The 24,670-nt window shown below is 71.5% G+C and carries 20 protein-coding genes; 5 read left to right on the plus strand and 15 right to left on the minus strand.

All coding sequences use genetic code 11. The annotated features are described in order from the left end of the window. Positions 1-85: 85 nt before the first annotated feature. The 4 genes from U8525_RS14905 to U8525_RS14920 form a co-directional block, all read right to left on the minus strand. Entirely contained in the window at positions 86-1,990 is a 1,905-nt protein-coding gene (locus U8525_RS14905; protein ID WP_374266144.1) for a hypothetical protein, read from the minus strand. Positions 1,991-2,195: 205 nt separating this feature from the next. Further along, a complete protein-coding gene (locus tag U8525_RS14910) occupies positions 2,196-3,155 on the minus strand; it encodes a hypothetical protein (RefSeq protein WP_374266061.1) in 960 nt (319 codons plus the stop codon). 32 nt (positions 3,156-3,187) lie between these two features. Further along, complete coding sequence (locus tag U8525_RS14915; RefSeq protein ID WP_374266063.1) at positions 3,188-5,026, minus strand: ATP-binding protein; 1,839 nt, start codon at positions 5,024-5,026, stop codon at positions 3,188-3,190. Then, the gene (locus tag U8525_RS14920; protein ID WP_374266065.1) at positions 5,023-8,367 is read right to left on the minus strand and encodes a response regulator; all 3,345 of its coding nucleotides are present in this window, start codon (positions 8,365-8,367) and stop codon (positions 5,023-5,025) included. Before U8525_RS14920 ends, U8525_RS14915 begins: the two co-directional genes overlap by 4 nt. 196 nt (positions 8,368-8,563) lie before the next feature. Between U8525_RS14920 and lexA the strand changes: the two genes are divergently transcribed. Then, complete coding sequence (gene lexA / locus U8525_RS14925) at positions 8,564-9,232, plus strand: transcriptional repressor LexA (protein WP_374266068.1); 669 nt, start codon at positions 8,564-8,566, stop codon at positions 9,230-9,232. 201 nt (positions 9,233-9,433) lie between these two features. Here the strand turns inward: lexA and U8525_RS14930 are convergent, their stop codons facing one another. The 3 genes from U8525_RS14930 to U8525_RS14940 form a co-directional block, all read right to left on the minus strand. Next, the gene (locus tag U8525_RS14930) at positions 9,434-10,576 is read right to left on the minus strand and encodes a tetratricopeptide repeat protein (RefSeq protein WP_374266070.1); all 1,143 of its coding nucleotides are present in this window, start codon (positions 10,574-10,576) and stop codon (positions 9,434-9,436) included. Positions 10,577-10,593: 17 nt separating this feature from the next. Then, positions 10,594-11,655: a hypothetical protein gene (locus U8525_RS14935; RefSeq protein WP_374266072.1), complete on the minus strand. Its 1,062-nt coding sequence runs from the start codon at positions 11,653-11,655 to the stop codon at positions 10,594-10,596. A 63-nt stretch (positions 11,656-11,718) separates the two neighbouring features. Then, positions 11,719-12,501: an SDR family NAD(P)-dependent oxidoreductase gene (locus U8525_RS14940; protein ID WP_374266074.1), complete on the minus strand. Its 783-nt coding sequence runs from the start codon at positions 12,499-12,501 to the stop codon at positions 11,719-11,721. 177 nt (positions 12,502-12,678) lie between these two features. Here U8525_RS14940 and U8525_RS14945 point away from each other — a divergent pair, with 177 nt between their 5' ends. Both U8525_RS14945 and U8525_RS14950 read left to right on the plus strand, forming a co-directional pair. Beyond that, the gene (locus tag U8525_RS14945) at positions 12,679-14,208 is read left to right on the plus strand and encodes an acyl--CoA ligase (protein WP_374266076.1); all 1,530 of its coding nucleotides are present in this window, start codon (positions 12,679-12,681) and stop codon (positions 14,206-14,208) included. Then, positions 14,205-15,215: a 2-dehydropantoate 2-reductase gene (locus U8525_RS14950; RefSeq protein WP_374266078.1), complete on the plus strand. Its 1,011-nt coding sequence runs from the start codon at positions 14,205-14,207 to the stop codon at positions 15,213-15,215. The genes U8525_RS14945 and U8525_RS14950 overlap by 4 nt, the downstream gene beginning before the upstream one ends. Here U8525_RS14950 and U8525_RS14955 read toward each other — a convergent pair. The 3 genes from U8525_RS14955 to eno all read right to left on the minus strand — a co-directional run bounded on the left by U8525_RS14955 (position 15,212) and on the right by eno (position 18,230). After that, complete coding sequence (locus U8525_RS14955; RefSeq protein ID WP_374266145.1) at positions 15,212-16,030, minus strand: peptidoglycan DD-metalloendopeptidase family protein; 819 nt, start codon at positions 16,028-16,030, stop codon at positions 15,212-15,214. The two genes, U8525_RS14950 and U8525_RS14955, sit on opposite strands and share 4 nt — an antisense overlap. A gap of 107 nt (positions 16,031-16,137) precedes the next feature. After that, positions 16,138-16,929 carry a 5'/3'-nucleotidase SurE gene (gene surE, locus U8525_RS14960; protein ID WP_374266080.1) on the minus strand — a complete coding sequence of 264 codons (792 nt, stop codon included), beginning with the start codon at positions 16,927-16,929 and terminating at the stop codon, positions 16,138-16,140. Positions 16,930-16,931: 2 nt separating this feature from the next. Then, entirely contained in the window at positions 16,932-18,230 is a 1,299-nt protein-coding gene (gene eno, locus U8525_RS14965; RefSeq protein ID WP_374266082.1) for a phosphopyruvate hydratase, read from the minus strand. Between the two features lie 80 nt (positions 18,231-18,310). Between eno and U8525_RS14970 the strand changes: the two genes are divergently transcribed. Next, the gene (locus tag U8525_RS14970) at positions 18,311-19,399 is read left to right on the plus strand and encodes an ADP-ribosylglycohydrolase family protein (RefSeq protein ID WP_374266084.1); all 1,089 of its coding nucleotides are present in this window, start codon (positions 18,311-18,313) and stop codon (positions 19,397-19,399) included. Between the two features lie 105 nt (positions 19,400-19,504). Here the strand turns inward: U8525_RS14970 and U8525_RS14975 are convergent, their stop codons facing one another. From U8525_RS14975 to U8525_RS14990, 4 genes are all read right to left on the minus strand, one after another. After that, positions 19,505-19,684 (minus strand): hypothetical protein, encoded by a 180-nt coding sequence (locus U8525_RS14975; protein WP_223645585.1) that lies wholly within the window; start codon positions 19,682-19,684, stop codon positions 19,505-19,507. 406 nt (positions 19,685-20,090) lie between these two features. Continuing rightward, positions 20,091-20,516 (minus strand): type II toxin-antitoxin system RatA family toxin, encoded by a 426-nt coding sequence (locus U8525_RS14980; protein WP_374266087.1) that lies wholly within the window; start codon positions 20,514-20,516, stop codon positions 20,091-20,093. A gap of 45 nt (positions 20,517-20,561) precedes the next feature. After that, the gene (glpX, locus tag U8525_RS14985; RefSeq protein ID WP_374266089.1) at positions 20,562-21,527 is read right to left on the minus strand and encodes a class II fructose-bisphosphatase; all 966 of its coding nucleotides are present in this window, start codon (positions 21,525-21,527) and stop codon (positions 20,562-20,564) included. A gap of 42 nt (positions 21,528-21,569) precedes the next feature. After that, positions 21,570-21,980 (minus strand): acyl-CoA thioesterase, encoded by a 411-nt coding sequence (locus tag U8525_RS14990; RefSeq protein ID WP_374266091.1) that lies wholly within the window; start codon positions 21,978-21,980, stop codon positions 21,570-21,572. Positions 21,981-22,073: 93 nt separating this feature from the next. Between U8525_RS14990 and U8525_RS14995 the strand changes: the two genes are divergently transcribed. After that, positions 22,074-23,693: an alkaline phosphatase family protein gene (locus U8525_RS14995; RefSeq protein ID WP_374266093.1), complete on the plus strand. Its 1,620-nt coding sequence runs from the start codon at positions 22,074-22,076 to the stop codon at positions 23,691-23,693. Between the two features lie 91 nt (positions 23,694-23,784). Here the strand turns inward: U8525_RS14995 and nadC are convergent, their stop codons facing one another. Next, positions 23,785-24,663 carry a carboxylating nicotinate-nucleotide diphosphorylase gene (nadC, locus tag U8525_RS15000; RefSeq protein WP_374266096.1) on the minus strand — a complete coding sequence of 293 codons (879 nt, stop codon included), beginning with the start codon at positions 24,661-24,663 and terminating at the stop codon, positions 23,785-23,787. Positions 24,664-24,670: the final 7 nt, after the last annotated feature.

The following is a 24,670-nucleotide window of genomic DNA, read 5'->3' on the forward strand; positions in this document are numbered from 1 at the left end:
CCGGAGCGCGCGACCCGACCCCGCGCGTGTCCTGTCCGGTCCGTCCCGGTCGCGTGCGCATCGCGATGCCCCGCGCGCACGTGCCTCAAGGGCTCACCTCTTCCACGGCCGTCACGCCGGTGCGCACGTCCGCCACGGACACGCTCACGGGGCCCTTCGCGCCGCGCACGGTGAAGCGGGTGAGCCCGTCCTGCACGGACAGGTCCCCCTTCTCGCCCTCGGACAGCGCGACGTGCACCGGGCGCTCCTTCAGCACCCGTCCGCTCGGGTCCTCCACCCAGCACGTCACCCGGGCGCCCTCCACGCGGACCCGCACGTTGACCGGCAGCGGCGGCGCCAGCGTCACCTGCTCCCGGATGCGCACGGGCACCAGCGGCGCGGACGCCGGGAACACCGGCCCCTGGGGGCCCAGCACGTGCACCGTGACGTCGAGCCCCGGCCATACGGCGTGCGACACGCGCACCTTGCCGGGCACCAGCTCCCCCACGGACAGCGTCCCGTCGTCCCCCGTCACCCGCTCCGCGCCGTTCACCCGCAGCGGCTGACGGGGCACCGGCCAGCCCGCCAGGTCCACCACGCCCGCGACGAGCCCCGCGTCCGCCCGCCACACCCCGAGCCGCGCGGGCTCCGTCCCGAGCGGACCATACGCACGCACCGTCACGCCCGTGTCCACCTGGGCGCTGTTCTCCGGCGCGGTCCAGGGGACGGTGAACGTCCCCGGCGGAGCCTCCACCGCCGGCCCCACGGTCCCCTCGGGCGAGGTCACCTCCACCTTCGCCTCCGGACGGGGCTGGCCCGCCGCGTCCCGCGCCGTCACCACCACGCGCGCCACCGAGCCCGCGTGCACCATCGGCTCGGACAGCGACACCGCCACGTCGCGCACCGCGCCCTGCACCAGCTGCATCGGCAGCGACTCGCGCGACCCCGGGCCCCGCTGCGGCCACGCCGCGTCGATGCGCTCATCCGCCGCGAGCGTCCGCGGCGCCGTGTAGCGCCACTCCAGCATCCCGTTCGTGTCGCGCACGGGCCCGTCCAGCCGGCCGTACTTCGCCTTCACCGTGACGCGCGCATCCGCCACGGGGAGCCCCTTCGGATCACTCGTCGCGCACAGCAGCCGCGCCTGGGACACGCCGTCCGCGGGCAGCCGCTGCGGGTTGAGCACGCACGCCAGGCCATCCGTGGGCGGCAGCTGGAGGTCGATGGCGATCCGCTCCACGTGGCCCGCTTCGTCCTTCACCTCGCCCCGCGCCAGCGGGTAGCCGGGCGGCACCACCAGCGGCAGCACGAAGCGCCCCGCCGCGTCCACCGGCACGGGCCCGAAGCGCGTCCCCGCCACCTCCAGCGACACCTGGCCTCCAGGCTCGCTCCGGCCGGGCAGGTTCACCGACGTCGCCAGCGGCACCAGGAGCCGCCCGTATGCGCCATGCACGGACTGGGGATGCGGCCACGGGGACAGCGCGACGAGGATGGCGGCCTCGGGCAGGCGCGTCGGGGGCAGCACGTAGCGCGCGGTGTACGTGCCCGGTCCCGCGCGCTGGAGCCCCTCCACCTGACCGGTGCTCGCGCGCAGCACCGGCGGCGCGCCGCTGTCATCCGGGGCGCCATCCGGCCGCAGCCGCCGCACCGTGAGCGTCGCCTCTCTGTCGCGCCCCTTCACGGGCAGCGCCGGGTCCAGCGACAGCTCCATGCGGCTCGCGGGCGGCCCCACCGCATAGCGGGCCTGCGCCTCCTCGCCGTCGCCCTTCACGCGCACCACCACCTCACGCGCCCGGGCCTGGGGGACCACGACGTAGGTGCGCAGCGGCGGGGACTCCGGTCCAGGCCGGAGCTCCGCGCCCTCCGCCGTCGCCGACGCCGGAGTGAACGCGACCGGCTGGCCCCTGGCGTCCCGGCGCACCACCGCGACCGTGAAGCCCTCGGGTGGCACGGGCGCGTCCGGGCCGAGCAGCTCCAGCGAAGCCGCCCAGACCGGGGCACAAATCAAGACGATCGCGGAGAGCAGGAGACGGTTCAGGGCTTCCCGACTCTACAAGGCCCTCCGCCGGGACTGCACCTCTTTGCTGCCACGCGCCGCGGCAGGAGGCCCCTCGACGGACCCGCGGACACGTCCGACCCGCCACCACACCCGCCAGGTGAGCCCCATCACGCACGACCCGGGAGCCGGTCCGGCGGATCAACGGGAGGGCCGCGACGTCCTACCAGAGGCCCCCGGTCTCAGGCTTGAAGATGATCTTCTCGTAGGTCAGGTCCCGCTGTTCGCTCTGGCTCGCACCGCCCACCCCCTGGGAGGTCACCCGGACGGTGTTGGTGCCCTCCTTGAGCGAGAGGTTGAGCGTGAACGCCCCCTTGTCATCCGTGGGCACGCTGACGCCATCCACCATGACCCGGCTGCCCGGCTCCGTGCGGCCGACGACGGTGACCTCGGGCTTGCGCTGCTTGCCCGTGGGCCACGCCATCTTCACGAACACGGTGCTGGGGATCGGCTCGGGCGCGGAGGGCTCCTGGCCGGGACGGACGATGGACCGCTGGCCGGCGCGGACGATGACGTACCGGCCCCGCTTGTCGGTCAGCTTCACGTCGCCCTCGCGCGTGCCCACGCTCACGGTGCCCTTCCCGTTGTTGCTCATGGTGAAGGTACCCTGGGACGTGCTGGCCTCCGCCTCCGTCTCCTGGCTCTCGATGTTCTTCGCCTTCAGGACGAAGGTGTGGCGCACGTTGGGGCGCCCCCGCACGGTGGCGGTGGCGAGGCCGCTGCCCAGGAGCACCTTCGACAGCTCGTCGGACAGCTCCTCCACGGAGATCTCCGTGTCGGCCTCCATCCGCAGCTCCACGGCCTCGCCGTTCAGCACCACGGCCCAGGACCCGCGCCCGGTGCGCACCATGTCCGTCGGCCGCAGCGGCATGCCCTTGCTGGCGGGCTCCCACGGCCCCTCGCCATGCTTCACGTCCACGGTGCCATCAAAGGTGCTCAGCACCAGCTCCACGACCTTCTTCGCCTCCTCCGCCTGGACGGCCGGGCGCGGAGGCTCGGGCGGCGGCAGCGGCGCGGGCGGCTCCCGCAGGAAGACGAACCAGCCCACCGGCAGCGCGGCCAGGATGAGCACGAGCCCGATGAGGAACGGCGCCTGTCGCCTGCGGGAGGGGGGAGCAGCCATGCGAAGGACCTAGCTACCACACGCGCCGGGCTTCATGCCCGGGGCAGCACCACCGTGAACCGGGCCCCCTGCCCTTCCTCCGAGCGGACCTCCAGGGTCCCTCCAGCCTCCGTGACGATCCGCCACGCGACGCTCAGCCCCAGGCCCACATTGGACCAGACGTCCTTGGTGGTGAAGAACGGCTCGAAGATGCGCGGCCGCAGGCTCTCCGCGATGCCCTTGCCGGTGTCCTCCACCTCCAGGGTGCACATCCCTTCGCGCTCCCCCGTGCGCAGGGTGAGCTTCTTCACCGGCGTCTTCAGCATCGCGGTGCGCGCGTTGGACAGCAGCGCCAGCACCACCTGCGACAGGTGCCCGGGGTCCGCCTTCACCCGAGGGAGCTCCCCGCTCAGCTCCGTCACCAGCTCGATGCCCTCCCCGCGCGTCTGGTTCTCCGTGAGGCTCAGCGCGTCACGCACCACCGCGTTCAGGTCCACGGGCCGCAGGTCCGGGTGCTCGCGCTGCTGGGAGAAGCGCAGCAGGTTCTGGGTGATGTCCTTGCAGCGCTTGGCGCTCTGCTCGATCTTGCGCAGCGTCTCGAAGTCCATGTCGTCCGGCGCCCGGTCCAGCAGCAGGAGCTGCACGTTGCCCAGGATGCCGGCCAGCGGGTTGTTGATCTCGTGCGCCACGCCCGCGCCCAGCTGGCCCACCGCCGCCAGCTTCTGCGCCTCCACCAGTTGAAGCTGCGCCGCCCGCAGCTCCGCGGTGGCCTCCTCCACCCGGACGCGCAGGTCGTCGTTCCAGCTCATCAGCCGCGCGCGGGCCGACTCCAGCTCCTCGCCCATGCGGTTGAAGGTGGTCGCCAGCTCGCTCAGCTCGTCCTGGCCCTCCACGCGCAGGCGGCGCTCCAGCTCTCCGCGGCCATAGGCCTCCGCGCCCTGCACCACCTCCGAGAGCCGCCGGTCCAGCCGCCGCGTGAAGAGCGCGCCCAGGGCCAGCAGCACCACCAGCGCGCCCGCCACGGACGCGAGCACCGTGGTGCGCAGCTCCCGCACGGGCGTCAGCGCCAGGGCCTCGTCCTCCGTGACGACGACGCCCATCTCCAGCGTGTTCACCCACGCCACGCTCACCCGGCGCGCGGGGTCCCTCAGCTGGAAGCTGCGCCCGCCGTCCGCGCCCAGGGAGGACTCCAGCGCCTCGCGCAGCTCCGGCTCCAGCTCCGCCATGCGCCGCGCGGGCTGCGAGCTGGCCACCACGCGCCCCTCGGCGTCCACCACGTCCAGCCGCTGCCCGTCGCTCGCGCGCCGCGCGAGCAGCGCCTCCAGCTGGGTGAAGACCAGCTCCGCGACGGCGTAGGGCGCGTCCTCCGCGGCCCCCAGCTTCACCGCCACCGCCACGGCGGCCACGCCCGAGCCCGGGTGCGCATACGCGCTGCCCAGCGCCGCCTGGCCCTTGCCGCCGTCCCGGAACTGCTCCACCGGCACCGCGTGCGCCAGCTGGGGGAGGTTCGCGGCGTCGAAGGCGGGGTGGCGCTCGAGCGGCTCCGCGCTCCGGAACACCGCGGGCCCCAGGGGCCGCCCGTTCGCGTCCGCCTGGATGACCGCGCTCACCGTGGTGGACTGACCGTAGAGGAGCAGCAGCATGCCGCGCACCTCGTCCGCCGTCGCGTGCTCCCAGGGCAGCAGCTCCGCGGAGCGGGCCAGGCCGTTGACGACCTCCATCAGGTTCGCCTCCACGGCCTCGGCGGTGGCGGTGGCGAGCGCGCGCTGCTGCTCGTCGATGCGCTGGGCCAGCGCGTGCTCCGAGCGCGACAGCAGCAGGAAGCCGACGATGGCCAGGGGCAGCACCGTCGCGGCGAGCATGAAGAGGATGAGCTGCTGGTAGAGCCTCATCCAGTGACGGGCCGGACCACGCGCTCCGGGTCGCTGCGCAGGTAGACGGAGCCGGGGATCGCCTTCGCGCGCTTCTTCATGTCCGCGGCGCGGCGGGCCAGCTCCGCGTGGTCATGCGCCACGCCGTCCGTCATCACCGCCACCACGGACACGCTCATGATGGGGAAGTGGCGCTTCTCCCCGAAGCGGTCCTCCGCCTCGATGTGGCCGCGCTCCCGGTCCCGCCGGTCGTAGTAGAGCGGGATGAGCCGGTCGAACGCCTCGATGGCCCGCTGGCACACCCGGTCCACGGACTCGACGGAGGTGATGAAGACGAAGTCGTCGCCGGCCACGTGGCCCAGGAAGTCCCCCGCGGCGCCCTCCTGCTGGAAGATCTCCCGCATCAGGTCGCCCGTCTGGCGCACCACGCCGTCCGCCTTCGCGAAGCCGTAGTAGTCGTTGTAGGCCTTGAGGTTGTCCAGGTCCAGGTAGCAGAACGCGAACGGCTGGCGCGCGGACAGCCGGCGCTGCACCTCGCGCTCGATGGCGGTGGAGCCCGGCAGCTGCGTGGTGGGCGACGAGGACAGCTCCTGCTCCTTGCGCCGCAGCATGCTCTCCACCCGCGCGCCCAGCTCCAGCGCGTCGAAGGGCTTGGTGATGTAGTCGTCCCCGCCCAGCTTCAGCGCGCGGACCTTGGACGACGTCTCCGTGCGCGCGGAGATGAAGATGACGGAGATGTGGCCGCTGGCGCGCTCGGCCTTGATCTCCTCCAGGAACGCGAACCCGTCGCCGTCCGGCAGCGTGACGTCCAGGAGCACCGCGTCTGGCCTGCGCTCGCGCAGGGAGCGCCGGCCCTCCTCCACGCCGTGCGCGACGCCGACCTCGAAGCCCAGCCCCTCCAGCACCTCGCGGCAGATGAAGGCGATCTTCACGTCGTCGTCCACCACCAGCACGCGCCCGTGACGTCCCCCGCCGCGGCCGCGCGCCAGCGAGTCCACCGTGGCCAGCAGCTTGTCGCCCGCCAGGGGGCGCACGAGGAACGCGTCCGCGCCGGCCCGGAAGGCGCGCTGGCGCTCGTCGAACGCGGAGGTGAGCAGCAGCGGCGCGCGGCGCGTCTCCGGATCATGCCGGAAGATCTCCGCCAGCCGCAGGCCGTCCACGCCGACGTCCGGCAGCCGCACGGACACCAGCACCACGTCCGGGTGCATGTTGCGCGCGGCGGAGAGCCCCTCCTCCGCGGAGGCCGCCAGGCGCACCCTGTAGCCCCGGGCGCTCAGCAGGGCCTTCATGATGTGGCCCACCTCGGGCTCGCCCTCGATGATGAGCACCTTGCCGCGCGAGTCCGCGCGGATGGGCTGCGGCGCCGGCAGCAGCGTGTCCACCGCCGCCTGGGACAGCATGTCCTGGGGCGGCTCGGTGGGGAGCACGGCGATGAAGCGCACGCCGTCGTGGGAGGGCTCGGACCAGATGCGGCCGCCGTGGGCCTCCACGATGTTGCGGCAGATGGGCAGGCCCAGGCCGGTGCCGCGCACGGTGCGGTTGGCCTGGGTGCGGGCCTGCTCGAAGCGGTCGAAGATGCGCTCCAGGCTCTCTTCCGGGATGGGGTCGCCGCTGTTCCAGCAGGACAGCACCACGTAGCCGGGCAGGCTGGACGTGGCGCGCAGCTCCACGCGCACCTCGCCGCCGTCCGGCGTGAACTTCACCGCGTTGTTGAGCAGGTTGTTGAGCACCTGGTTCACGCGGTTGGGGTCCACCGTGGCGCGCAGCGGGTGCTGCGGCAGCAGCGGCACCACGCGGACGCGCTTCTCCGCGAAGGCGGGGCCGTACTTCTCCACCACGCGCTGGACGAGCTCCTCCAGGTAGATGCGCTCGAAGCTCATCTTCAGCCGGCCCTGCGCGAACTTCGACAGGTCCAGCAGGTCGTCCACGATGCTGTTGAGCTTCTCCGCGGAGTCCTTGGCCAGGGTCAGGTAGCGGTGCTGCCGCTCGTTGATGTCCCCCGCCATCCGGTTGAGCACCAGGTCCAGCGCGCCGGTGATGGAGGTGAGCGGCGTGCGCAGCTCGTGGCTCACCATGGAGACGAAGGTGTCCTTGCGCTCCTCCAGCCGCTTCTGGTCGGTGATGTCGCGCAGCACCACGCACACGCCGCGCAGGGTGCCGCGCGCGTCGTTGACGGGCGTCACGGTGGTCTGCACGGTGCGGTCGAAGAGCTTCACGTCCTCGCGCAGGACCTGGTGGCCGCTGTACTCCAGGTTGCGGACCAGCTGGAACGGCTGGAAGCCCAGGCGCTCCTCCAGGAGCCGGTTCGAGGGCCCCTGCCCCTCGTCCCCCGCGCGCAGGATGCGGCGGGCCGCGGGGTTCATCACCACGATGTCGTTCTTCTCGTCGGTGAGCACCACGCCGTCCGCCATGGACGCGACCATGCGCTCCATGCGGTGGCGGGCCTCCTCCTCCGCCGAGCGCAGCGACTGGATGGCGTCCGCCGTCTGGTTGGCGAGCACGTCCAGCAAGAGCCCGTCGTCCTCCGTGAACGCGTCCGCGCGGTGGGAGAACAGCGACAGCATGCCCACGGGCTTGCCGGCGGCGGTGAGGTTCACCGTGAGCTGGTTGGGGTAGACGACGGGGGACGCGGAGTCCTTGGTGGTGGTGCCGGTGACGCGGGTGATGACCCGGTCCTCCGGGAGCGTCAGGCCGCTGCTCTTGCGGTACGCGCCGAGCATGGACTCCTTGACGCCCAGCAGCGCCTCCTCGCCCACGTTGCCCACGCAGCGCAGGCGCAGGGTGGCCCCGCGCTGCCCGTCCGGCGCGATGAGGGCCGCGCCGCAGTCGTATGGCAGCACGCGGGCCACGGCGGTGAGCACGCGGTCGATGATGGCGTCGTAGCTGGCCGGGTCGTTCGCGCTGGCGCGGCTGACCTCGTAGAGGACGAAGAGGGCCTCCACCCGCTGGTGCAGCTGGCGGATGAGCTTCTCCTTGTCCTTCTTGAGCTGGGCGAACTCCACCGCGTTCTTCACGGTGATGAGCAGGTCGTTCACGTCCCAGGGCTTGGTGACGTAGCGGTACACCTGCCCCTGGTTGATGGCCGCGATGATGTCCTGCGGATCCGTGTACGCCGTGAGCAGGAGCGTGGTGACGTCGATGCCCTCCGCGCGCGCCGCGTTGACCAGGTCGATGCCGGTCATCTCCGGCATGCGCTGGTCCGTGACGAGCACGTCCACGGACTCGGTTCGCAGGATTTCCAGGGCTGCCTTGCCGTGGGGGGCGGTGAGGACGCGATAGCGCCGCTGGAACATCCGGCTGAGGATGTCCAGGACGTCGGCCTCGTCATCGACGAAGAGCAGCGTGTGGCGGAGGTCGGACACGGCGGCGCCAAGTGTACGCCGAGATCATCGCGCGGCCTCAAGCCGCGAGAAAGACAGGTCCGGGGCCGCACGGCGGGTACGGGTGGGGGTACTGAACAGATTGACTCTACACGTATGTTCAGGGAGCATGGGCCACTGAAATTCTGTTGCCCACCCCGCCAGGGCAGGCGGGCGACCGAGCGAAGGAGTTGCGGCCATGGAAGAGCTCACGGAGCGCCAGCGGGAGATCCTGACCTTCATCGTGAAGGAGACGGAGGTCCGAGGCTTCCCCCCGACCATCCGGGAGATTGGGGAGCACATGGACATCCGCTCGACCAACGGGGTGAACGACCACCTGAAGGCCCTGGAGCGAAAGGGCTACCTGACGCGCGGCGAGCAGCAGAGCCGCTCGCTGGTGCCCACCAAGCGGGCGAGGCTGCTGTTGGGCCTGGGGATGAAGAGCCGGGAGTCCGGCATGGTGGAGATCCCCCTGCTGGGCAAGGTGGCGGCGGGCGCGCCGGCGCTGGCGCAGGAGCACATGGAGGACTCGGTCAAGATCGACAGCTTCCTGCTGGGCGGGGTGAACGGCCGGGAGGTGTTCGCGCTCCGGGTCAAGGGCCAGTCGATGATCGACGACGGCATCCACGACGGGGACTACCTCTTCGTGAAGAAGACGCCGTCGGCGCAGCCGGGAGAGATCGTGGTGGCGCTCATCGAGGACGAGGCGACGGTGAAGCGCTACTACCCGGAACCCGACCGGATCCGCTTCCAGCCGGCGAACGCGACGATGCAGCCCATCTACGTGAACCGCTCCGACTTCCGCTCCACGATGATCCTGGGGCAGGTGGTGGGCGTGTACCGCAAGCTGCAGGGCGGCCGGACGTAGGCAGCCGGTGGCGCGGTTCCGCCCGGGCGCGATGAGCCCGGGCGGAGAGGTCAGACGGGGATGAAGCGAACGCCGGTGGCGCGGATGCGCTCCAGGGCGAGCTTGATGTCCTCGGAGACGATGAGGGCGATGGACCCGCCCTGATCACGGGCGTACTGCATCCCGCCAGGGAGAAGCAGGCCATCCCCCCACGGCGCATACCTAGGGGCACTTCACCACGCCACCATCCGCCGCGGCCGCGGCCACGCGGGCACACGCGGCCTGCACGGTGGCCGTGTCCTTCAAATCACGCGCAAGCCTCGCGGTGGACAGCTGCAGGTCCACGTTCTTCGCGTGCCCCGGCTCCGCGCCCAGGCTCGTCAGGATGCGCAGGGCGTCCTGCTTGCGCCCCATCGCCGTGAGCAGCTCCGCCACCTCCTGCATCTCTCCCACGTCCGCGCCTGACACCGAGTCCAAAGCCTTCTGCAGCTCCCCCTCCGCCGCCACGCGGTCGTTCACCGACAGGTGCGCCCTCGCGAGCGCCACGTGCACGATGGCGCGGTCCTTCACCTTCAATGACTCTCCATAGGCCTTCAGCGCCTCCTCGCGCTTGCCCAGCTTGAGCTGGATCTCCGCCACCAGCTCCCACAGCGTGGGGTCCCTGGGCGACTTCTTCGCGGCCTCTTCGTAGGCCGCCGCCGCCTCCGGCAACCGGCCCGCGCGCACCTCCGCGTCGCCCAGGGACGTCAGCACCTCGGGCGTCCGCACGCCCTGCCCCGTCACCTTCCGCAACAGCCCGAGCACCTCGTCCTGCCGCCCCTGCGTCGTCAGCACGTCCACCGCCCGCACCAGCAGGTCGGACTTCGACGCGTCCGGCGCGGCCTCGGCCGCCTGCGTGAAGTCGCGCACCGCCTCGTCGTGGTCGCCGCGCTCCTCGGCCAGCTCGCCCAACTGCTCCAGCGCGTTGAAGTCCTTCGGATGCAGCGCCAGCGCCTTCTGCAGCGACTGCCGGGCTTCGTCCTTCTTGCCCAGCTGCGCCTGGATGAACCCCAGCCGGCTCCAGTTCGTGGAGCGCTTCGGATCCAACCGCAGCGCGACCTCGAACTCCTTCTCCGACTCCTCCAGCCGGCTCATCGACAGCAGCACCTCGCCCCTCGCGGCGGGCAGGCGCGGGTCGCTCGGCGTCAGGGCCTTCATCTCATCGAAGGACTTGAGCGCCGCGTCGAAGTTGCCCTTGAGGTACTCGGAGTTGCCCTGGAGATAGAGCCCCTCCGCCTGGTCCTTCGGATCGAGCTTCGGCGTTTCAGTGCAGGCCCCGGAGGCCAGCAGGGCGATGAGCGGAAGGGCACGCAGACGCGAGGACATGAGGGGCTCCAGACGACTCAGAAGTGGTACGCAATGCCGGCGTTGACATCCAGGTTGAGGCCGCTGCCCGCGCCGCCGTCCGCGAGCCCCAGCACCGCCTGCGCGATGTTCGTCCCCAGCTCCAGTTGGAAGGCCACGTGGCCCACCAGCAGGTACTCCAGCCCCACGAAGCCCACCACCGACGGCAGCGGGCCCGTGCTCTGGAAGATGCCGTAGTCACCGAACGACAGCTGCACGCCCAGGCCAAAGCCCCAGTACGGCCGCAGGGACTTCTCCAGGCGGTGGTAGTGCCTCGCGCCCACGATGCTGGGCAGCACGCTGAGCTCGCCCTCGTCGTCGCCCCCGGCGTGCACCCACGTGAAGCCGACCTGGACGAAGCCCTGCCACTCCGGGTGGAACCAATAGCCCACCTCCAGGTCCAGGCCCGGGTTCAAGGACGACAGCTTGTCGATGAAGCTGTTGTTGAAGCGCAGCCCCAACGTGAGCCCGCCTCCCGGCGACGACACGGCCGCACCGCCCAGGAGCGGCCGGGGTTTGATGGACGGACCGGGCGACTCCAGCGCGACCCCCAGCTCGTCGGACACGGCGACGACCGTGCGCACCAGCTCACCGTCGTTGGAGGCCTCGGCGCGCGGACGGCCGATGCTGTGGCCGTCCTTCGTGTCCATCAGGGTCGCGGAGAGCAGGTACTGGCTCCCGAACCGGTCCAGGCGGCCCGTGAGGATGTAGCGGGCGCCGGTCAGCGACGTCAGCACCTGGAGGCAGTCCGCCTCGTCGCAGGACGTGCTGCCCACGAGCTCCCGCTGGCGCTCAGGGTCGATCTTGGACTGCACCTCACGCTGGGACAGCACGCGCAGCCTGGGCGACTCCGCGAGCCGGCTCGCGATGAGCGACGTGATGCCGGGCGCGGCCTCCTCCGCCGCCGCGTTGGCCTGGAGGGGCAGCACCGCCACCGTGAGCGGCGCCGGGTCCATGGACAGCGTCGAGGTCTCCGGGGCGACAGCCGTCCGCTCCTGCGCGAGGACAGGCGACGCCAGCGACACGAGGCACGCGATGAGGAGCCGGGGGAGGCGAGACACGCCCGACACTCTACCCTCCTCCCCGCCCGCGCCCAGGCCTTCCATGGTCGCCTCCCCGCCCGCTCAGCCCCGCTGGTTGAGCTTCGCAGCGATGGAGCGCACCACGGCCCGGGGGCTGAGCCGCAACGAGAAGGCCGCCAGCCAGTTGAGCATCCCGTGGATGGCGACCACCCGCCCCTGCATCATCGCCGCGTAGGCATGGCCCGCGACCTCGGGGGCTTCCGCCACGCCCGGCCGCTGGAAGAGGCGCGACTCCGCGTTGCCGGCGCGCTCGGCGAACTCCGTGCGGGTGGCGCCCGGGCAGTGGCAGGTCGCCGTCACGCCCGTGCCCTTCAGCTCGACCGCGAGCGCCTCCGTGAACGACAGCACGAACGCCTTCGTCGCGTAGTACGTGGCCATGTACGGCCCCGGCTGGAAGCCCGCGGTGGACGCGATGTTGAGGATGCGCCCCTGCTTGCGCTCGCGCATGGGCCGCGCGAACAGGTGCGTGAGCTTCAGGAGCGCGGTGCAGTTGACCTCCACCATCTCCGCCTCGCGCGCGAGGTCCTGATCCAGGAACGCCCCGGAGGAGCCGAACCCCGCGTTGTTGACGAGGAAGTCCACCGCGAGCCCCAGCTCCTGGACACGCGCGAAGAGCTGCTCCGGCGCGGAGGGCTGTCCCAGGTCCGCCGGCAGCACGTGCGCCTTCACCCCGTGCGCCTGCTCCAGCCTGCGGGCCAGCTCCTCCAGCTTCGCCGCGCCGCGCGCCACGAGGATGACGTCGTGCCCGTCCTTCGCGAACCGCTCCGCGAACTGCACCCCGAGCCCCGCCGATGCACCGGTGATGAGCGCCACGCTCCGCGACATGGTGATGCCTCCCGGCTGGCCGGTATAGCAGAGCGCCGGGGAGCCGCGTGCCGGGCCCCCTTCGATGGAGGAGGTGCCTCCTGGAAGCAGCAGGCCCCGAGCCCGCGCACAAAGCGGTTGCCCGGGAGGATCCGCGGCCCTATTCGGAAGGGGACCCCCGGGGACGTGGAGGCCGACATGGAGCGGGTGGACACCCTCGAAGCGCTGCTCGCACGCGGACGGACGGAGGACGGAGCGCTCGGTGCGCCCGGCAGGCAGGGCATGACCTACGGCGCGCTGCGGGAGCACACCGCGCGCATCCGCGGACGGTTGAACGCGTGGGGGCTGGGCCAGGGAGACCGCGTCGCGCTGGTGCTCCCCAACGGCCCGGAGCTGGCGGCGGCGTTCCTCGCCGTGGCGAGCGCCGCGACGACCGCGCCGCTCAACCCCGCCTACCGCGCGGACGAGCTCACGTTCTACCTGGACGACCTCCAGGCCCGGGCGCTCGTCGTGCTCGAAGGAACGGAGGAGCCGGCCCGCGAGGTCGCGCGCGCACGCGGCATCCCCCTCATCGAGTTGAGCCCGACGGTGGACGGGCCCGCGGGGCACTTCACGCTCAAGGCCCGACAGCCCCCATCGAGCCAGGCGCACCGTCCCGGTCCTGCCCAAGGTGACGACGTCGCGCTGGTGCTGCACACGTCGGGCACGACCGCGCGGCCCAAGCAGGTGCCGCTGACGCACGCGAACCTCAGCGCCTCCGCGAATCACATCGCCACGCAGCTGGACCTCGGGCCCACGGACACGTGCCTCAACATCATGCCGCTGTTCCACATCCACGGGCTCGTGGCGGCGGTGTTGTCCAGCCTGGGCGCGGGAGGCCGCGTGGTCTGCCCCCCCGGCTTCAACGCCCTGCGGTTCTTCGCCTGGTTCGAGGAGGCCCGCCCCACCTGGTACACGGCCGTCCCCACCATGCACCAGGCGCTGCTGGAGCGCGCCCACCGCAACGAGGACGGCCTGAAGGACCACCGCCTGCGCTTCATCCGGTCCTCCTCCGCGTCGCTGCCGCCGCAGGTGATGGAGGAGCTGGAGCGCGTCTTCCGCGTGCCCGTCATCGAGAGCTACGGCATGACGGAGGCCGCGCACCAGATGGCCTCCAACCCGCTGCCGCCGCGTCCCCGCTGCGCGGGCTCGGTGGGGCTCGCCGCCGGGCCCGAGGTCGCCATCATGGACGACGCGGGCACGCTGCTGCCTCCGGGGGCGACTGGCGAGGTGGTCATCCGCGGCCCCAACGTCATGTCCGGCTACGTGAACAACCCCGAGGCCAACGCGCGCGCCTTCACGCACGGATGGTTCCGCACGGGCGACCAGGGCACGCTCGACGCGCAGGGCTACCTGCGGCTCACGGGCCGGCTGAAGGAGCTGATCAATCGCGGCGGGGAGAAGGTGAGCCCGCTGGAGGTGGACACCGTGTTGCTGGATCACCCCGCCGTGCGGCAGGCCGTGACGTTCGCCCTGCCCCACCCCAGGCTCGGGGAGGAGGTCGCCGCCGCCGTCATCCCGCGAGAAGGCCACCAGCCCACCGAGCGCGAGCTGCGCGACTTCGTGGCGGCGCGCGTGGCGGACTTCAAGGTGCCCCGCCGCATCGTCTTCCTCACGGAGCTGCCCAAGGGCCCCACCGGCAAGGTGCAGCGCATCGGGCTCGCGGCGCGGCTGGGGCTCACGTCATGAGGGTCGCCATCTTCGGCGCGGGCGCCATCGGCGGGTTCCTCGGCGTCAAGCTGCTCCAGGCCGGCGCGGACGTCACCTTCATCGCGCGAGGCGCCCACCTGGACGCCATGCGCGCCCACGGCGTCACGCTCACCAGCGGCGGCGAGACGGTCACCGTGCGGCCGCGCTGCACGGACTCGCCCGACGACGCGGGCCCGCAGGACTACGTCTTCCTCACGCTCAAGGCCCATGCCCTGCCCGCCGCCGCGCCTCAAATCGCCCGGCTGCTGGGCCCGGAGACGGCGCTCGTCACCGGCGTCAACGGCGTGCCCTACTGGTACTTCCATGGACTCGAAGGCCCCTACGCGGGCCGCCACATCGAGAGCGTGGACCCCGGCGGCGTGCTCCTGCGCACCCTGCCACCCGAGCGCGTCATCGCCACCGTGGTGTACCCGGCCGCGGAGGTCGTCTCGCCCGGCGTCATCGTGCACACGTACAACGACCGCGTGACGCTGGGCGAGCCCGACGGCAGCAAGAGCCCGCGCGTGCAGGCCCTCTCGCGGATGATGATGAAGGCCGGCCTCAAGTCCCCCGTGCGCCCCCGCATCCGCGATGAACTCTGGGTGAAGCTCTGGGGCAACCTCGCCTTCAACCCGCTGTCGGTGCTCACGGGCGCGACGCTCGACGTGCTCACCCGCCAGCCGGACCTGCGCGCCGTGGCGCGCACGATGATGCGGGAGGCCCAGGCCGTGGCGGAGGCCCTGGGCACGCGCTTCCTCATCGACGTGGACCAGCGCATCCAGGGCGCGGCCCAGGTCGGCGCGCACAAGACGTCCATGCTCCAGGACCTGGAGCGCGGGCGCCCCATGGAGATCGACGCGCTGCTGGGCGCCGTCGTGGAGCTGGGCCAGCTCACCGGCAAGCCCATGCCCACCTGCGAGAGCCTCCTCGCCCTGGTGCGCGAGCGCGCCCGTCACACCGGAGGCTATCCACCCCGCGAAACCCCGCCCGCCCCCGAAGCCACCTAGTCGGACGCGGACGGCATCACGCCCAGGTACTCCAGCGGATCCACCGGCTTGCCGTCCACGCGCACCTCGAAGTGCACGTGCGGGCCGGACGTGCGGCCGGACTCGCCCACCGTGGCGATGACCTGCCCGCGCCGGACCTTCTGCCCCGTCTTCACGCGCAGGTCGCGGTTGTGCGCGTAGAGCGTGATGAGCGGCGACGCGTGCTCCACGATGACGATGAGGCCGTAGCCCTTCTGCTCGCCCGCGTAGAGGACGGTGCCCTCCTGCGCCGTCTTGATGGGCGTGCCCGCGGGCGCCGCCAGGTCGATGCCGTCGTGCGGCTCCCGCCCCTTCTTGCCGAAGCGGCCATACAGCACCCCTCGCAGCGGCCAGTCGAGCATCCCCTGCGTCGCGAGCTTCGGGCGCGACGGCGCGCCCGGACGCCCCGACACCACGCGCGCTCGCGGCGGCTCCTCCCGGCGCGACACCGCGGGCACCGAGCGGCGCGGCGTGGACACCGGCGGCTGCCCCGGCTTCGAGAGCACCAGCTCCGGCTCCTCGTCGGACAGCGGCCCCGGGTCGCCGTACTTCGGCGGCTCACTGCCCGGGATCAGCAGCTCCTGGCCCACCGCCAGCTCGCGCGGGTCCTTGATGCCGTTGACCTGGGCCAGCTCCTCCACCGTGATGCCGTACGTCTTGGCGATGCGGTACATCGTCTCGCCCGGGGCCACGCGGTGGCGCACCGCCACCAGCTCCGGCTCCTCGTGCGTGGGCCGCAGCGCGAAGGACAGCGGCTTGCCGCTCCCCTCACTCTCGGACAGGGCGGAGGTCTCCAGGTTCGAGGAGGAGGCGGCCTGGGTGCTCGCGCAGCCGCCGCACAGCGCGGCCGCGAGCAACCCCCAGAGCGCCCTGCCCGCTCGGCTGGAGCCGCCCCGCCCCAACCTCAGGCACCGCCGCCCGGACCATGCTGCTTGAAGCCCTGCACGTTCCACCCCGAGAGCTCCGCGATGCGACCGTGGTCGGTCATCTCGAAGTGCAGCGGCGTCACCGACACGCGCCTCTCGTCGAAGACGGCGTTGCAGTCGCTGCCCGGGATGTTCTCGTGCGCGTACTCCGTGCCGCCAATCCAGTAGTACTTGCGGCCGCGGGGGTCCTCCTTCTCCACGACGTTGTAGCCGTAGGAGTGCCGCCCCTGCCGGGTGATGACGTAGCCGTCCGGCTCCACGCCCCCCGGGATGTTCACGTTGAGGAGCATCTTCGGCGGCAGGGGCCGCGACAGCGCTTCGGTGACCAGCGCCCGCGCGAAGCGGCCCGCCGGCCCGAAGTCGAACGGCCCCCGCGTCACCAGGCTGAACGCGATGGCCGGGATGCCCAGGAACGCCGCCTCCATGGCCGCCGCCACCGTCCCGGAGTACGTGACGTCGTCCGCCAGGTTCGCGCCGTGATTGATGCCGGAGACCATGAGCTGGGGACGATTGTCCTTCAGCAGGTGGTTCACCGCCAGATACGAGCAATCCGTCGGGGTGCCGTCCACGGCGAACCACCGCTCGCGCACCTCCTTGATGCGCAGCGGCCGGTGCAGGCTGATGGCATGGGAGGCGGCGCTCTGCTCGCGGTCAGGCGCCACCACCCACACCTCGCCCAGGGGGCTGACCGCCTCCACCAGCGTCTGCAGCCCTTCGGAGAAGTAGCCGTCGTCGTTGGAGACGAGGATGCGGGGACGCGAAGTGCTCACGGTCACTGCTTCTTCGCGAGCGAGCGGAAGGCGGTCCGGCCCGCGTACCGCGCCCCGGCCCCCAGCTCCTCCTCGATGCGCAGGAGCTGGTTGTACTTGGCCACGCGGTCCGAGCGCGACGCCGAGCCCGTCTTGATCTGCCCGCAGTCCAGCGCCACCGCCAGGTCCGCGATGGTGGTGTCCTCGGACTCGCCGGAGCGGTGGCTCATGATGGACGTCATGCCCGCCTTGTGCGCCATGCGCACCGCGTCGAACGTCTCCGTGAGCGAGCCAATCTGGTTCACCTTCACCAGGATGGAGTTCGCCGTGCCCGTCTCGATGCCCCTGGACAGGCGCTCCACGTTGGTGACGAAGAGGTCGTCGCCCACGAGCTGCACCTTGTCACCCAGCGCGTCGGTCAGCTTCTTCCAACCCTCCCAGTCATCCTCCGCCATGCCGTCCTCGATGGAGATGATGGGGTACTTCTGGGTGAGGCCCCGGTAGTACTCCAGCAGGCCCTGCGAGTCGTACTCCTTGCCCTCGCCCTTGAGCTTGTACTTCTTGGAGCCCTTGTCGAAGAACTCGCTCGCGGCCACGTCCAGCGCGAGGAACAGCTGCTCGCCCGCCTTGAAGCCCGCGGCGTCGATGGCCTCCATGATGAGCTTGAGCGCCTCCTCGTTGGCCGGCAGGTCCGGGGCGTAGCCGCCCTCGTCGCCCACGCCCGTGGCCAGCTTGCGGCCCTTGAGGATCTTCTTGAGCGCGTGGAACACCTCCGCGCCCCAGCGCAGGCCCTCCGCGAACGTCTTCGCGCCGGCGGGCACCACCATGAACTCCTGCACGTCCACGCGGGTGTCCGCGTGCGCGCCGCCGTTGAGGATGTTCATCAGCGGCACGGGCAGCGTGCGCGCCTGCAGGCCGCCCACGTAGCGGTACAGCGGCAGGCCGTGCGCGTCCGCCGCGGCGCGCGCGGTGGCCATGGAGACGGCGAGGATGGCGTTGGCGCCCAGCTTGGACTTGGTGGACGTGCCGTCCAGCTCGATCATCCGCTGGTCCACGGCGACCTGCTCCACGGCGTCCATGCCGATGAGCGCCGGCCCGATGGTGTCGCGCACGTGGTCCACGGCCTTCTGCACGCCCTTGCCCAGGTAGCGGCCCTTGTCGCCGTCGCGCAGCTCGTGCGCCTCGTGCTCGCCGGTGGAGGCGCCGGAGGGCACCGTCGCGCGGCCACGCGAGCCACCCACGAGCAGCACTTCGGCCTCCACGGTCGGGTTGCCACGGGAATCGAGCACTTCACGCGCCAGGATTTGAGCGATCTCGGTCATAGGCCGCCGTTTCTACGAGGCACGGCCAGAACGGGCAAGCACGCTCGCAAGGGCCGCCTGCTACAGTGTCCAGCCGCCGAATGCCTCCTCCTCCCAAGCGACGCACCCCGGGCCCCGACCCGTTGCCCGGCCAGCGCGCCCGAGGGGCCCTCCTGGGCCTCGCCATCGGCAACGCGCTCGCCGTTCCCACCGCAGGGAGGCCCTTCTACGCGCCGGCCTTCCCCCAGCTCGCCGAGGGGCCGTACCAGGGCATGCACGGAGGCGGCCCGCACGCGCTGCGCAAGGGCCAGGTGACGGAGCCCACGCAGCTGGCGGTGGCGCTGGCGCTGAGCCTGCGCGACATGAAGCGCTACGACGCGACGGACGCCCTCAAGCGCTACCGGGCCTGGCAGTCGCACGCCATCGCCGTCAGCGAGCCCATGAAGGAGCTGTTCCAGGAGTGTGACGCCAGCCCCCCGCCCCTGGTGAAGGACTCCGGCAAGCGCGTCTGGTTGAAGAACTTCCGGCGCCTCGCTCCCGCGGGCGCCCTGCCGCGCGTCGTCCCCCTCGGCATCCACCTGGCGAAGGACGCCTTCGCCCTGGCGAAGGCGGCGCTGGAGGACACCGCCCTCACCCACTTCGACCCGCGCAGCCAGCTGGCCAGCGCGGGGCTGTGCGCCGCCATCGCCAAGGCGGTGACGGGCGGCCCGAACCTGAAGGCCGCGGACCTCGTCCCCGCCGCGGAGGTGGGCATCTCCCTGGCGGGCGCAGCCCTGGGGAAGCAGGAGAAGGACTACGTCCAGGAGGTGGCCAGGGCCGCGGAGCTGCTGCGCGAGGACCTGGCCCTGGCGGCCAAGGACGACCCGCAGCTCTACGGGCCGGAGCTGCACATGCACCGGCCCGGCAACAACGCGGTGCGCGCCGCGTTCCGGCTGGCCTTCTGGGAGCTGCTCCACGTCCCCACGGCCGAGGCCGCGCTCCTGGACGTCGTCCACCGGGGCGGCGACACGGAGGTCCACGCCGCCGTCACCGGGGCCCTGGTGGGCGCCTTCCACGGCGAGGGGGCCCTGCCAGAGGAGTGGCGCCAGAAGGTCCTCCTGGCCCTCCAGCCCTACAACCCCCTCCAGAAGGGGCCGGTGCTGTGGGAGGTGTACCACCCCCGGCACCTCCTGCTCCTGGCGCCGGCGTAGGGGAGCCCGCAACGACGAAGCCCGCGGGAGCCGTCCGGCGAGGGACGGCCCGTCCGCGGGCTCGAAGACACGCCGTGGCTTCGGGGCCACGGGTGGGATGGGTCATCAGGCGCGAAGGTCGATGACGACAACGCCTCGCGACGGCTTCTCGTCCTCGGTGTCCGTCCGCCGGTGGGGACGGTCATCGGGTGCTGGCAGTGGGAGCTCCACCACCGGCCGCTCGTAATCCTCGCGGCGGAGCCGCTCGCGGCGCTTGATTTCTTCAATGATGAACGCGTCGAGCATGGGTTCGGTTTCTCCCTCAGCCTACGTACCCCAATGTACGCCCGCCGTCCCGCCCCCTTACCACTTCCACATCTCTTTGATGCAAATTAAGAACCCCGGTTTCTTTCTGGGGATGGCACCCGGATTCTGCATGGCTGCTCGTCCAGCGCCCGACATCCGGGACAGGGCCACCGTGCCACGGATGTCAGGGCGGGGCCCGTGGACGTTCAAAATTCGCCTGATCCTAATGCGCCCACCGCGCGCCGCAACACGACTCATTTCAGGTGGCCCCCCTGCCCTCGCACGGCACGGCTCCGGCCGAAAAGGGCCCGCCCGCCCTCCTGCTCCCTTGCACGGCGTGGGCCGGTGGGGAGGACAGGCAGGCGGGCGGCGTTTCAACGCGGCACGTCAGGGGTGAGGGGCGCCGTCAGGGCGCTTCCGCGCGGCGCTTGAAGGCGTCCAGCATCTTGGGGAGCTGGGTCTCCGTCAGGGTGTTGATGATGGCCTTGGGGATGAGGGCGCCCAGGGCCATCTCCACGTTGTAGGTCGCGCGCGTCTTGCCCTCGCCCTCGGGTTCGAGGGTCCAGCTGCCCTTGTTGTCCTTCATCACCTCGCCCTCGACGAAGGACCAGGACATGCGCTTGGGGCGCTCCTCGGTGACGCGGATGGTGTAGCGGATGCGCTTCACCACATCGACCTCGTAGTGCACCTGGACGGTGTTCCCCTGGCGCTGGGAGGTGGAGATCTTCTTCACCTCCGGGAGGAAGTCCGGGTAGCGATCGTAGTTGGTGATGACGTCGAAGACCTTTTCGACGGGGGCGTTGATGGTGATGGTGCGCGTGGCGCCGGCCATGGCGGTGTCTCCGGGAGGCGTGGGGAACGAAGGCTGCGGGACAGCTTACGGCGCGTAGCCCGGCTTCTTGTCGAACTTGTGGATGGACTGGATGAAGCGGACGGTGCCCGTCTTGCTGCGCATGACGACGGAGTGCGTCTCGCAGCCGCCGCCGAAGAAGCGCACGCCCTTGAGGAAGTCTCCGCTGGTGACGCCGGTGGCCGCGAACATCACCTCGCCCCGGGCGAGCTCCTCCGCGGTGTAGATCTTGTGGATGTCGGTGATGCCCATCTTCTTGGCGCGCTCGATCTCGCCCTGGTTGCGGGGCACGAGCCGGCCCTGCAGGTCGCCGCCGGTGGCGCGGATGGCGGCCGCGGCGATGACGCCTTCCGGCGCGCCGCCGATGCCCATGAGCACGTCCACGCCGGAGCCCTCGAAGCAGGTGGCGATGGCGCCCGCCACGTCACCGTCCTCGATGAGGCGCACGCGGGCGCCCGCGGCGCGGACCTCCTTGATGAGGTCGGCGTGGCGCTCGCGGTCGAGGATCATGACCGTGAGGTCCTCCACGTAGAGCTTCATCTGCTCCGCGATGGAGCGCAGGTTCTCCGTGGGGGACTTGCGCAGGTCGATGGCGCCCCTGGCGCGCGGGCCCACGGCGAGCTTCTCCATGTACGTGTCGGGCGCGTTGAGCAGGCCGCCCTGGCTGGACATGGCCACGACGGAGATGGAGCCCGGGCGGCCGTAGGCGCACAGGTTGGTGCCCTCCAGCGGGTCCAGGGCGATGTCCACCGGGGGGGCGCCGTCCTCGCGGCGGCCCACCTTCTCACCGATGTAGAGCATGGGCGCCTCGTCGCGCTCGCCCTCGCCGATGACGACCGTGCCGTCGATGTGCAGCGCGTCGAAGGCGCGGCGCATCGCGTCCACGGCGGCCTGGTCGGACTCGTCCTTGTTGCCGCGGCCCATGAGCCGGGCGGAGGCGATGGCCGCCATCTCGGTGACGCGCACGACCTCCATTGCCAGGTTGCGATCCATTGTCGGGTGCTCCTCGTTCGGGAATACGGGAAGGGAAACAGGTCAGGTGTCGGTGTCGTCCGCGGCCTTCAGGCGGGCGATGGCTTCGGGGAGCCGCTGGGGTCTGCCGTCACGCCCCACGCAGGCGTGCATCGTGCGGCCGGTGCACAGCAGCGCGGGCGAGTCCCCGTCGCGCAGCAGCTCGTAGGTGAACACGAGTGACGCGCGGCGCAACTCGCTCAGGGTGGTGCGGATGAGGAGCAGGTCGTCATAGCGCGCGGAGGCCTTGTACTGGGCGCTGGCCTCCACCACGGGCAGCAGGAGCCCGGTGCTCTCCAGCTCCCGGTAGCTGCCGCCATGGGCCCGGAAGAACTCACTGCGAGCGAACTCGAAGTAGCGGAAGTAGTTCGCGTAGTAGACGACCCCCATCTGATCCGTGTCGCCGTAGATGACGCGCAGCCGTGCCTCGACCATTGAGGCGCCCATATCAGGGCGGGGTGACGTGTCCAAGCGGCGGGCGCGCATGTTGGTTGCTTCTGTTCATCCGGCCGGAGAGGCTGCCGCACCATGTCGCGTCTGCTCGCCGCCCTCCTCGTCCTGTTCGCCCTGCCCGCCGCAGCCAAGGCCCCGAGGCTCACGCTGTTCATCAGCGTGGACGCCATGGGCAGCGACCTGCTGCTCCGAAGCCGTCCCCGCCTCACGGGGGGGCTGGGGAGGCTGCTCTCCACGGGCGCCTACTACCCCTACGCCCGGTACGCCTACGCGGAGGCCCGGACGGCCCAGGGCCACGCGACGCTGGCCACGGGCGCGAACCCCTGGCGCCACGGCATCGTGGACAACGACATCTACGACCGCGCGGCCGGACAGGCGGTGCAGGTCTACACGGACCCGACGCATCCGGTGTTGAACGCGGAGACGCCTCCGGGGTCGGACACCAGTCCGGTGAACCTGATGGCGGAGACGCTGGCGGACCGGCTGCGCGTGGCGACGCAGGGCCGGGGCAAGGTGGTGGCGCTGTCGTACAAGTCGCGCGCGGCCATCCCGCTGGCTGGGAGGCAGGGGCAGGCCTGGTGGTTCGACGAGGCGACGGGGCGGATGGTGACGAGCACCTGGTACGCGAAGGAGGAGCCCGCGTGGATCAAGGCGTTCAACGCGCGCAAGCTGGCGGACGCGGGGTTCAGCAAGACGTGGGAGCTGTTGCGTCCGCGCGCCGAGTACGTGGGCAACGACGATCGCCCCATGGAGCCGGAGGCCTACGGCATGGGGCGCGTGTTCCCGCATGCGCTGAAGGGCGGGCTCCAGGCCCCCGGGCCGGCGTCGTACCGGGCGTTCACGGTGTCGGGATACTCGCATGACCTGCTGGTGCAGGCGGCGAAGGCGGCGCTGGAGGGCGAGGGCCTGGGCAAGGACGACGTGCCGGACATCCTCGCGGTGAGCTTCAGCGGGACGGACGCGGTGTTCCACGCGTTCGGGCCGTACTCGTGGGAGATGCAGGACACGATGCTGCGGCTGGACCAGGCGATGGGAGCGCTCATCGCCGCCGCCGAGCGCGCGGCGGGGGGCAAGGCGAACCTGGTCATCGCGCTGTCGGCGGACCATGGCGGCGCGGAGATTCCGGAGGCGTGGGCGCAGGCGGGCGTGCCCGCGGCGCGGCTCAACCCGGTGGAGGCGGCGAAGGGCCTGGCGCAGGAGCTGAAGGCGAGGTTCGGCGTGGACGTGACCGTGAAGCTGCTGGAGCTGGACGTGTACCTGGGCGGAAAGGCGCTGGAGTCCGGCCAGGTGGACGCGGTGGCGGTGCGGCGCGCAGCGGCGGCGTGGCTGGCGAAGCAGCCCTACACGGAGTGGGCGGTGGCGAAGGACGACCTGGACACGGCGTCCAACGCGGGAGGACTGATGGCGGCGATGCGCCGTGGCTACTACCCGGTGCGCAGCGGTGACGTGGTGTTCATGGCGAAGCCGTTCCAGGTCGTCAGCGACTACCCGCGCGGCACGAACCACGGCACGCCGTACTCGTATGACACGCAGGTGCCGGTGGTGTTCGCCGGCAAGGGCGTGAAGCCGGGGCTGTACCTGGAGGAGATCGACCCCGTGGACGTGGCCCCCACGCTGTCCGCGCTGTTGGAGATGGGGATGCCCGCGTCGGCGGAGGGCAAGCCGCGCGCGGAGGCGCTCACCGGGGCGCGGTGAGCCCTCTTCACGGATGAAAGCAGAGGGCAGGTCGAGTCGGCCTCCACCGACCCGCCCTGCCCTTCGAGCGACACGGACTGAAAGCCGTGCCTCAGCCCTGCGCAGTTCGGGGCTTGCGCGCGGCCTTCTTCGTCGTCTGGATCTCCAGCGACAGGTCCATGGCCCGCGCCGAGTGCGTCAGCGCGCCCATCGACACGAAGTCCACGCCCAGCTTCGCCAGCCGCGGCAGGCGGTCCAGCGTGACGCCGCCCGACACCTCGATGGGGACTCGGTTCGCCGTCAGCTTCACGGCCTCGCGGATCTGCGCGTCGTCCATGTTGTCCAACATGATGACGTCCGCGCCCGCCGCGAGCGCCTCCTCCAGTTGCTTGAAGTTGGTGACCTCCACCTCGATCTTCACCAGCCGGGGACCGTTCAGCTTCGCGCGGCGCACCGCTTCGGTGATGTCGCCACCCACCGCCGCGATGTGGTTGTCCTTGATGAGGATGCCGTCGAAGAGGCCGAAGCGGTGGTTGGACGCGCCGCCCATGCGCACCGCGTGCTTCGCCAGGCCACGCATGCCCGGCGGCGTCTTGCGCGTGTCCAGCACCCGCAGCTTCGATCCGCGCACGGCCGTCATCGCCTGCTGGGCCAGCGTCGCGATGCCCGCGGCGCGCTGCACCAGGTTGAGCGCGGTGCGCTCCGCGGCCAGCAGCGAGCGCAGCTTGCCATGGACCTTCGCGGCGACGACCTTCGGCTTGATCTCCTCGCCATCGCTCTTGAGGACCTGCACGTCCACCTCCACGTCCACCATGTGGAAGACGCGGACGAAGGCGTCCAGGCCGGCGATGATCATCTGCTCCTTCGCGACCAGCTCACCGCTGCCCTCCGCATCGGCGGGGACCACCGCCAGCGAGGTGACATCCCCCGCCGCGCCCAGGTCCTCGTCGAGGGACAGCGCGATGAGCCGATCGAGATAATCCTGCTGCACCTTCCGC

Origin of the sequence: Corallococcus sp. RDP092CA (genome assembly GCF_041903675.1) — a bacterium.
Classification (GTDB): domain Bacteria; phylum Myxococcota; class Myxococcia; order Myxococcales; family Myxococcaceae; genus Corallococcus.

Coding starts and splice junctions, on each gene's coding strand:
- U8525_RS14980 (WP_374266087.1), bottom strand. CDS start 20,516: ATGGCCGGCGCCACGCGCACCATCACCATCAACGCCCCCGTCGAAAAG.
- eno (WP_374266082.1), bottom strand. CDS start 18,230: ATGACCGAGATCGCTCAAATCCTGGCGCGTGAAGTGCTCGATTCCCGT.
- U8525_RS14915 (WP_374266063.1), bottom strand. CDS start 5,026: ATGAGGCTCTACCAGCAGCTCATCCTCTTCATGCTCGCCGCGACGGTG.
- U8525_RS14930 (WP_374266070.1), bottom strand. CDS start 10,576: ATGTCCTCGCGTCTGCGTGCCCTTCCGCTCATCGCCCTGCTGGCCTCC.
- U8525_RS14945 (WP_374266076.1), top strand. CDS start 12,679: ATGGAGCGGGTGGACACCCTCGAAGCGCTGCTCGCACGCGGACGGACG.
- lexA (WP_374266068.1), top strand. CDS start 8,564: ATGGAAGAGCTCACGGAGCGCCAGCGGGAGATCCTGACCTTCATCGTG.
- U8525_RS14910 (WP_374266061.1), bottom strand. CDS start 3,155: ATGGCTGCTCCCCCCTCCCGCAGGCGACAGGCGCCGTTCCTCATCGGG.
- U8525_RS14950 (WP_374266078.1), top strand. CDS start 14,205: ATGAGGGTCGCCATCTTCGGCGCGGGCGCCATCGGCGGGTTCCTCGGC.
- U8525_RS14940 (WP_374266074.1), bottom strand. CDS start 12,501: ATGTCGCGGAGCGTGGCGCTCATCACCGGTGCATCGGCGGGGCTCGGG.
- U8525_RS14990 (WP_374266091.1), bottom strand. CDS start 21,980: ATGGTCGAGGCACGGCTGCGCGTCATCTACGGCGACACGGATCAGATG.
- U8525_RS14995 (WP_374266093.1), top strand. CDS start 22,074: ATGTCGCGTCTGCTCGCCGCCCTCCTCGTCCTGTTCGCCCTGCCCGCC.
- glpX (WP_374266089.1), bottom strand. CDS start 21,527: ATGGATCGCAACCTGGCAATGGAGGTCGTGCGCGTCACCGAGATGGCG.
- U8525_RS14970 (WP_374266084.1), top strand. CDS start 18,311: ATGCCTCCTCCTCCCAAGCGACGCACCCCGGGCCCCGACCCGTTGCCC.
- U8525_RS14975 (WP_223645585.1), bottom strand. CDS start 19,684: ATGCTCGACGCGTTCATCATTGAAGAAATCAAGCGCCGCGAGCGGCTC.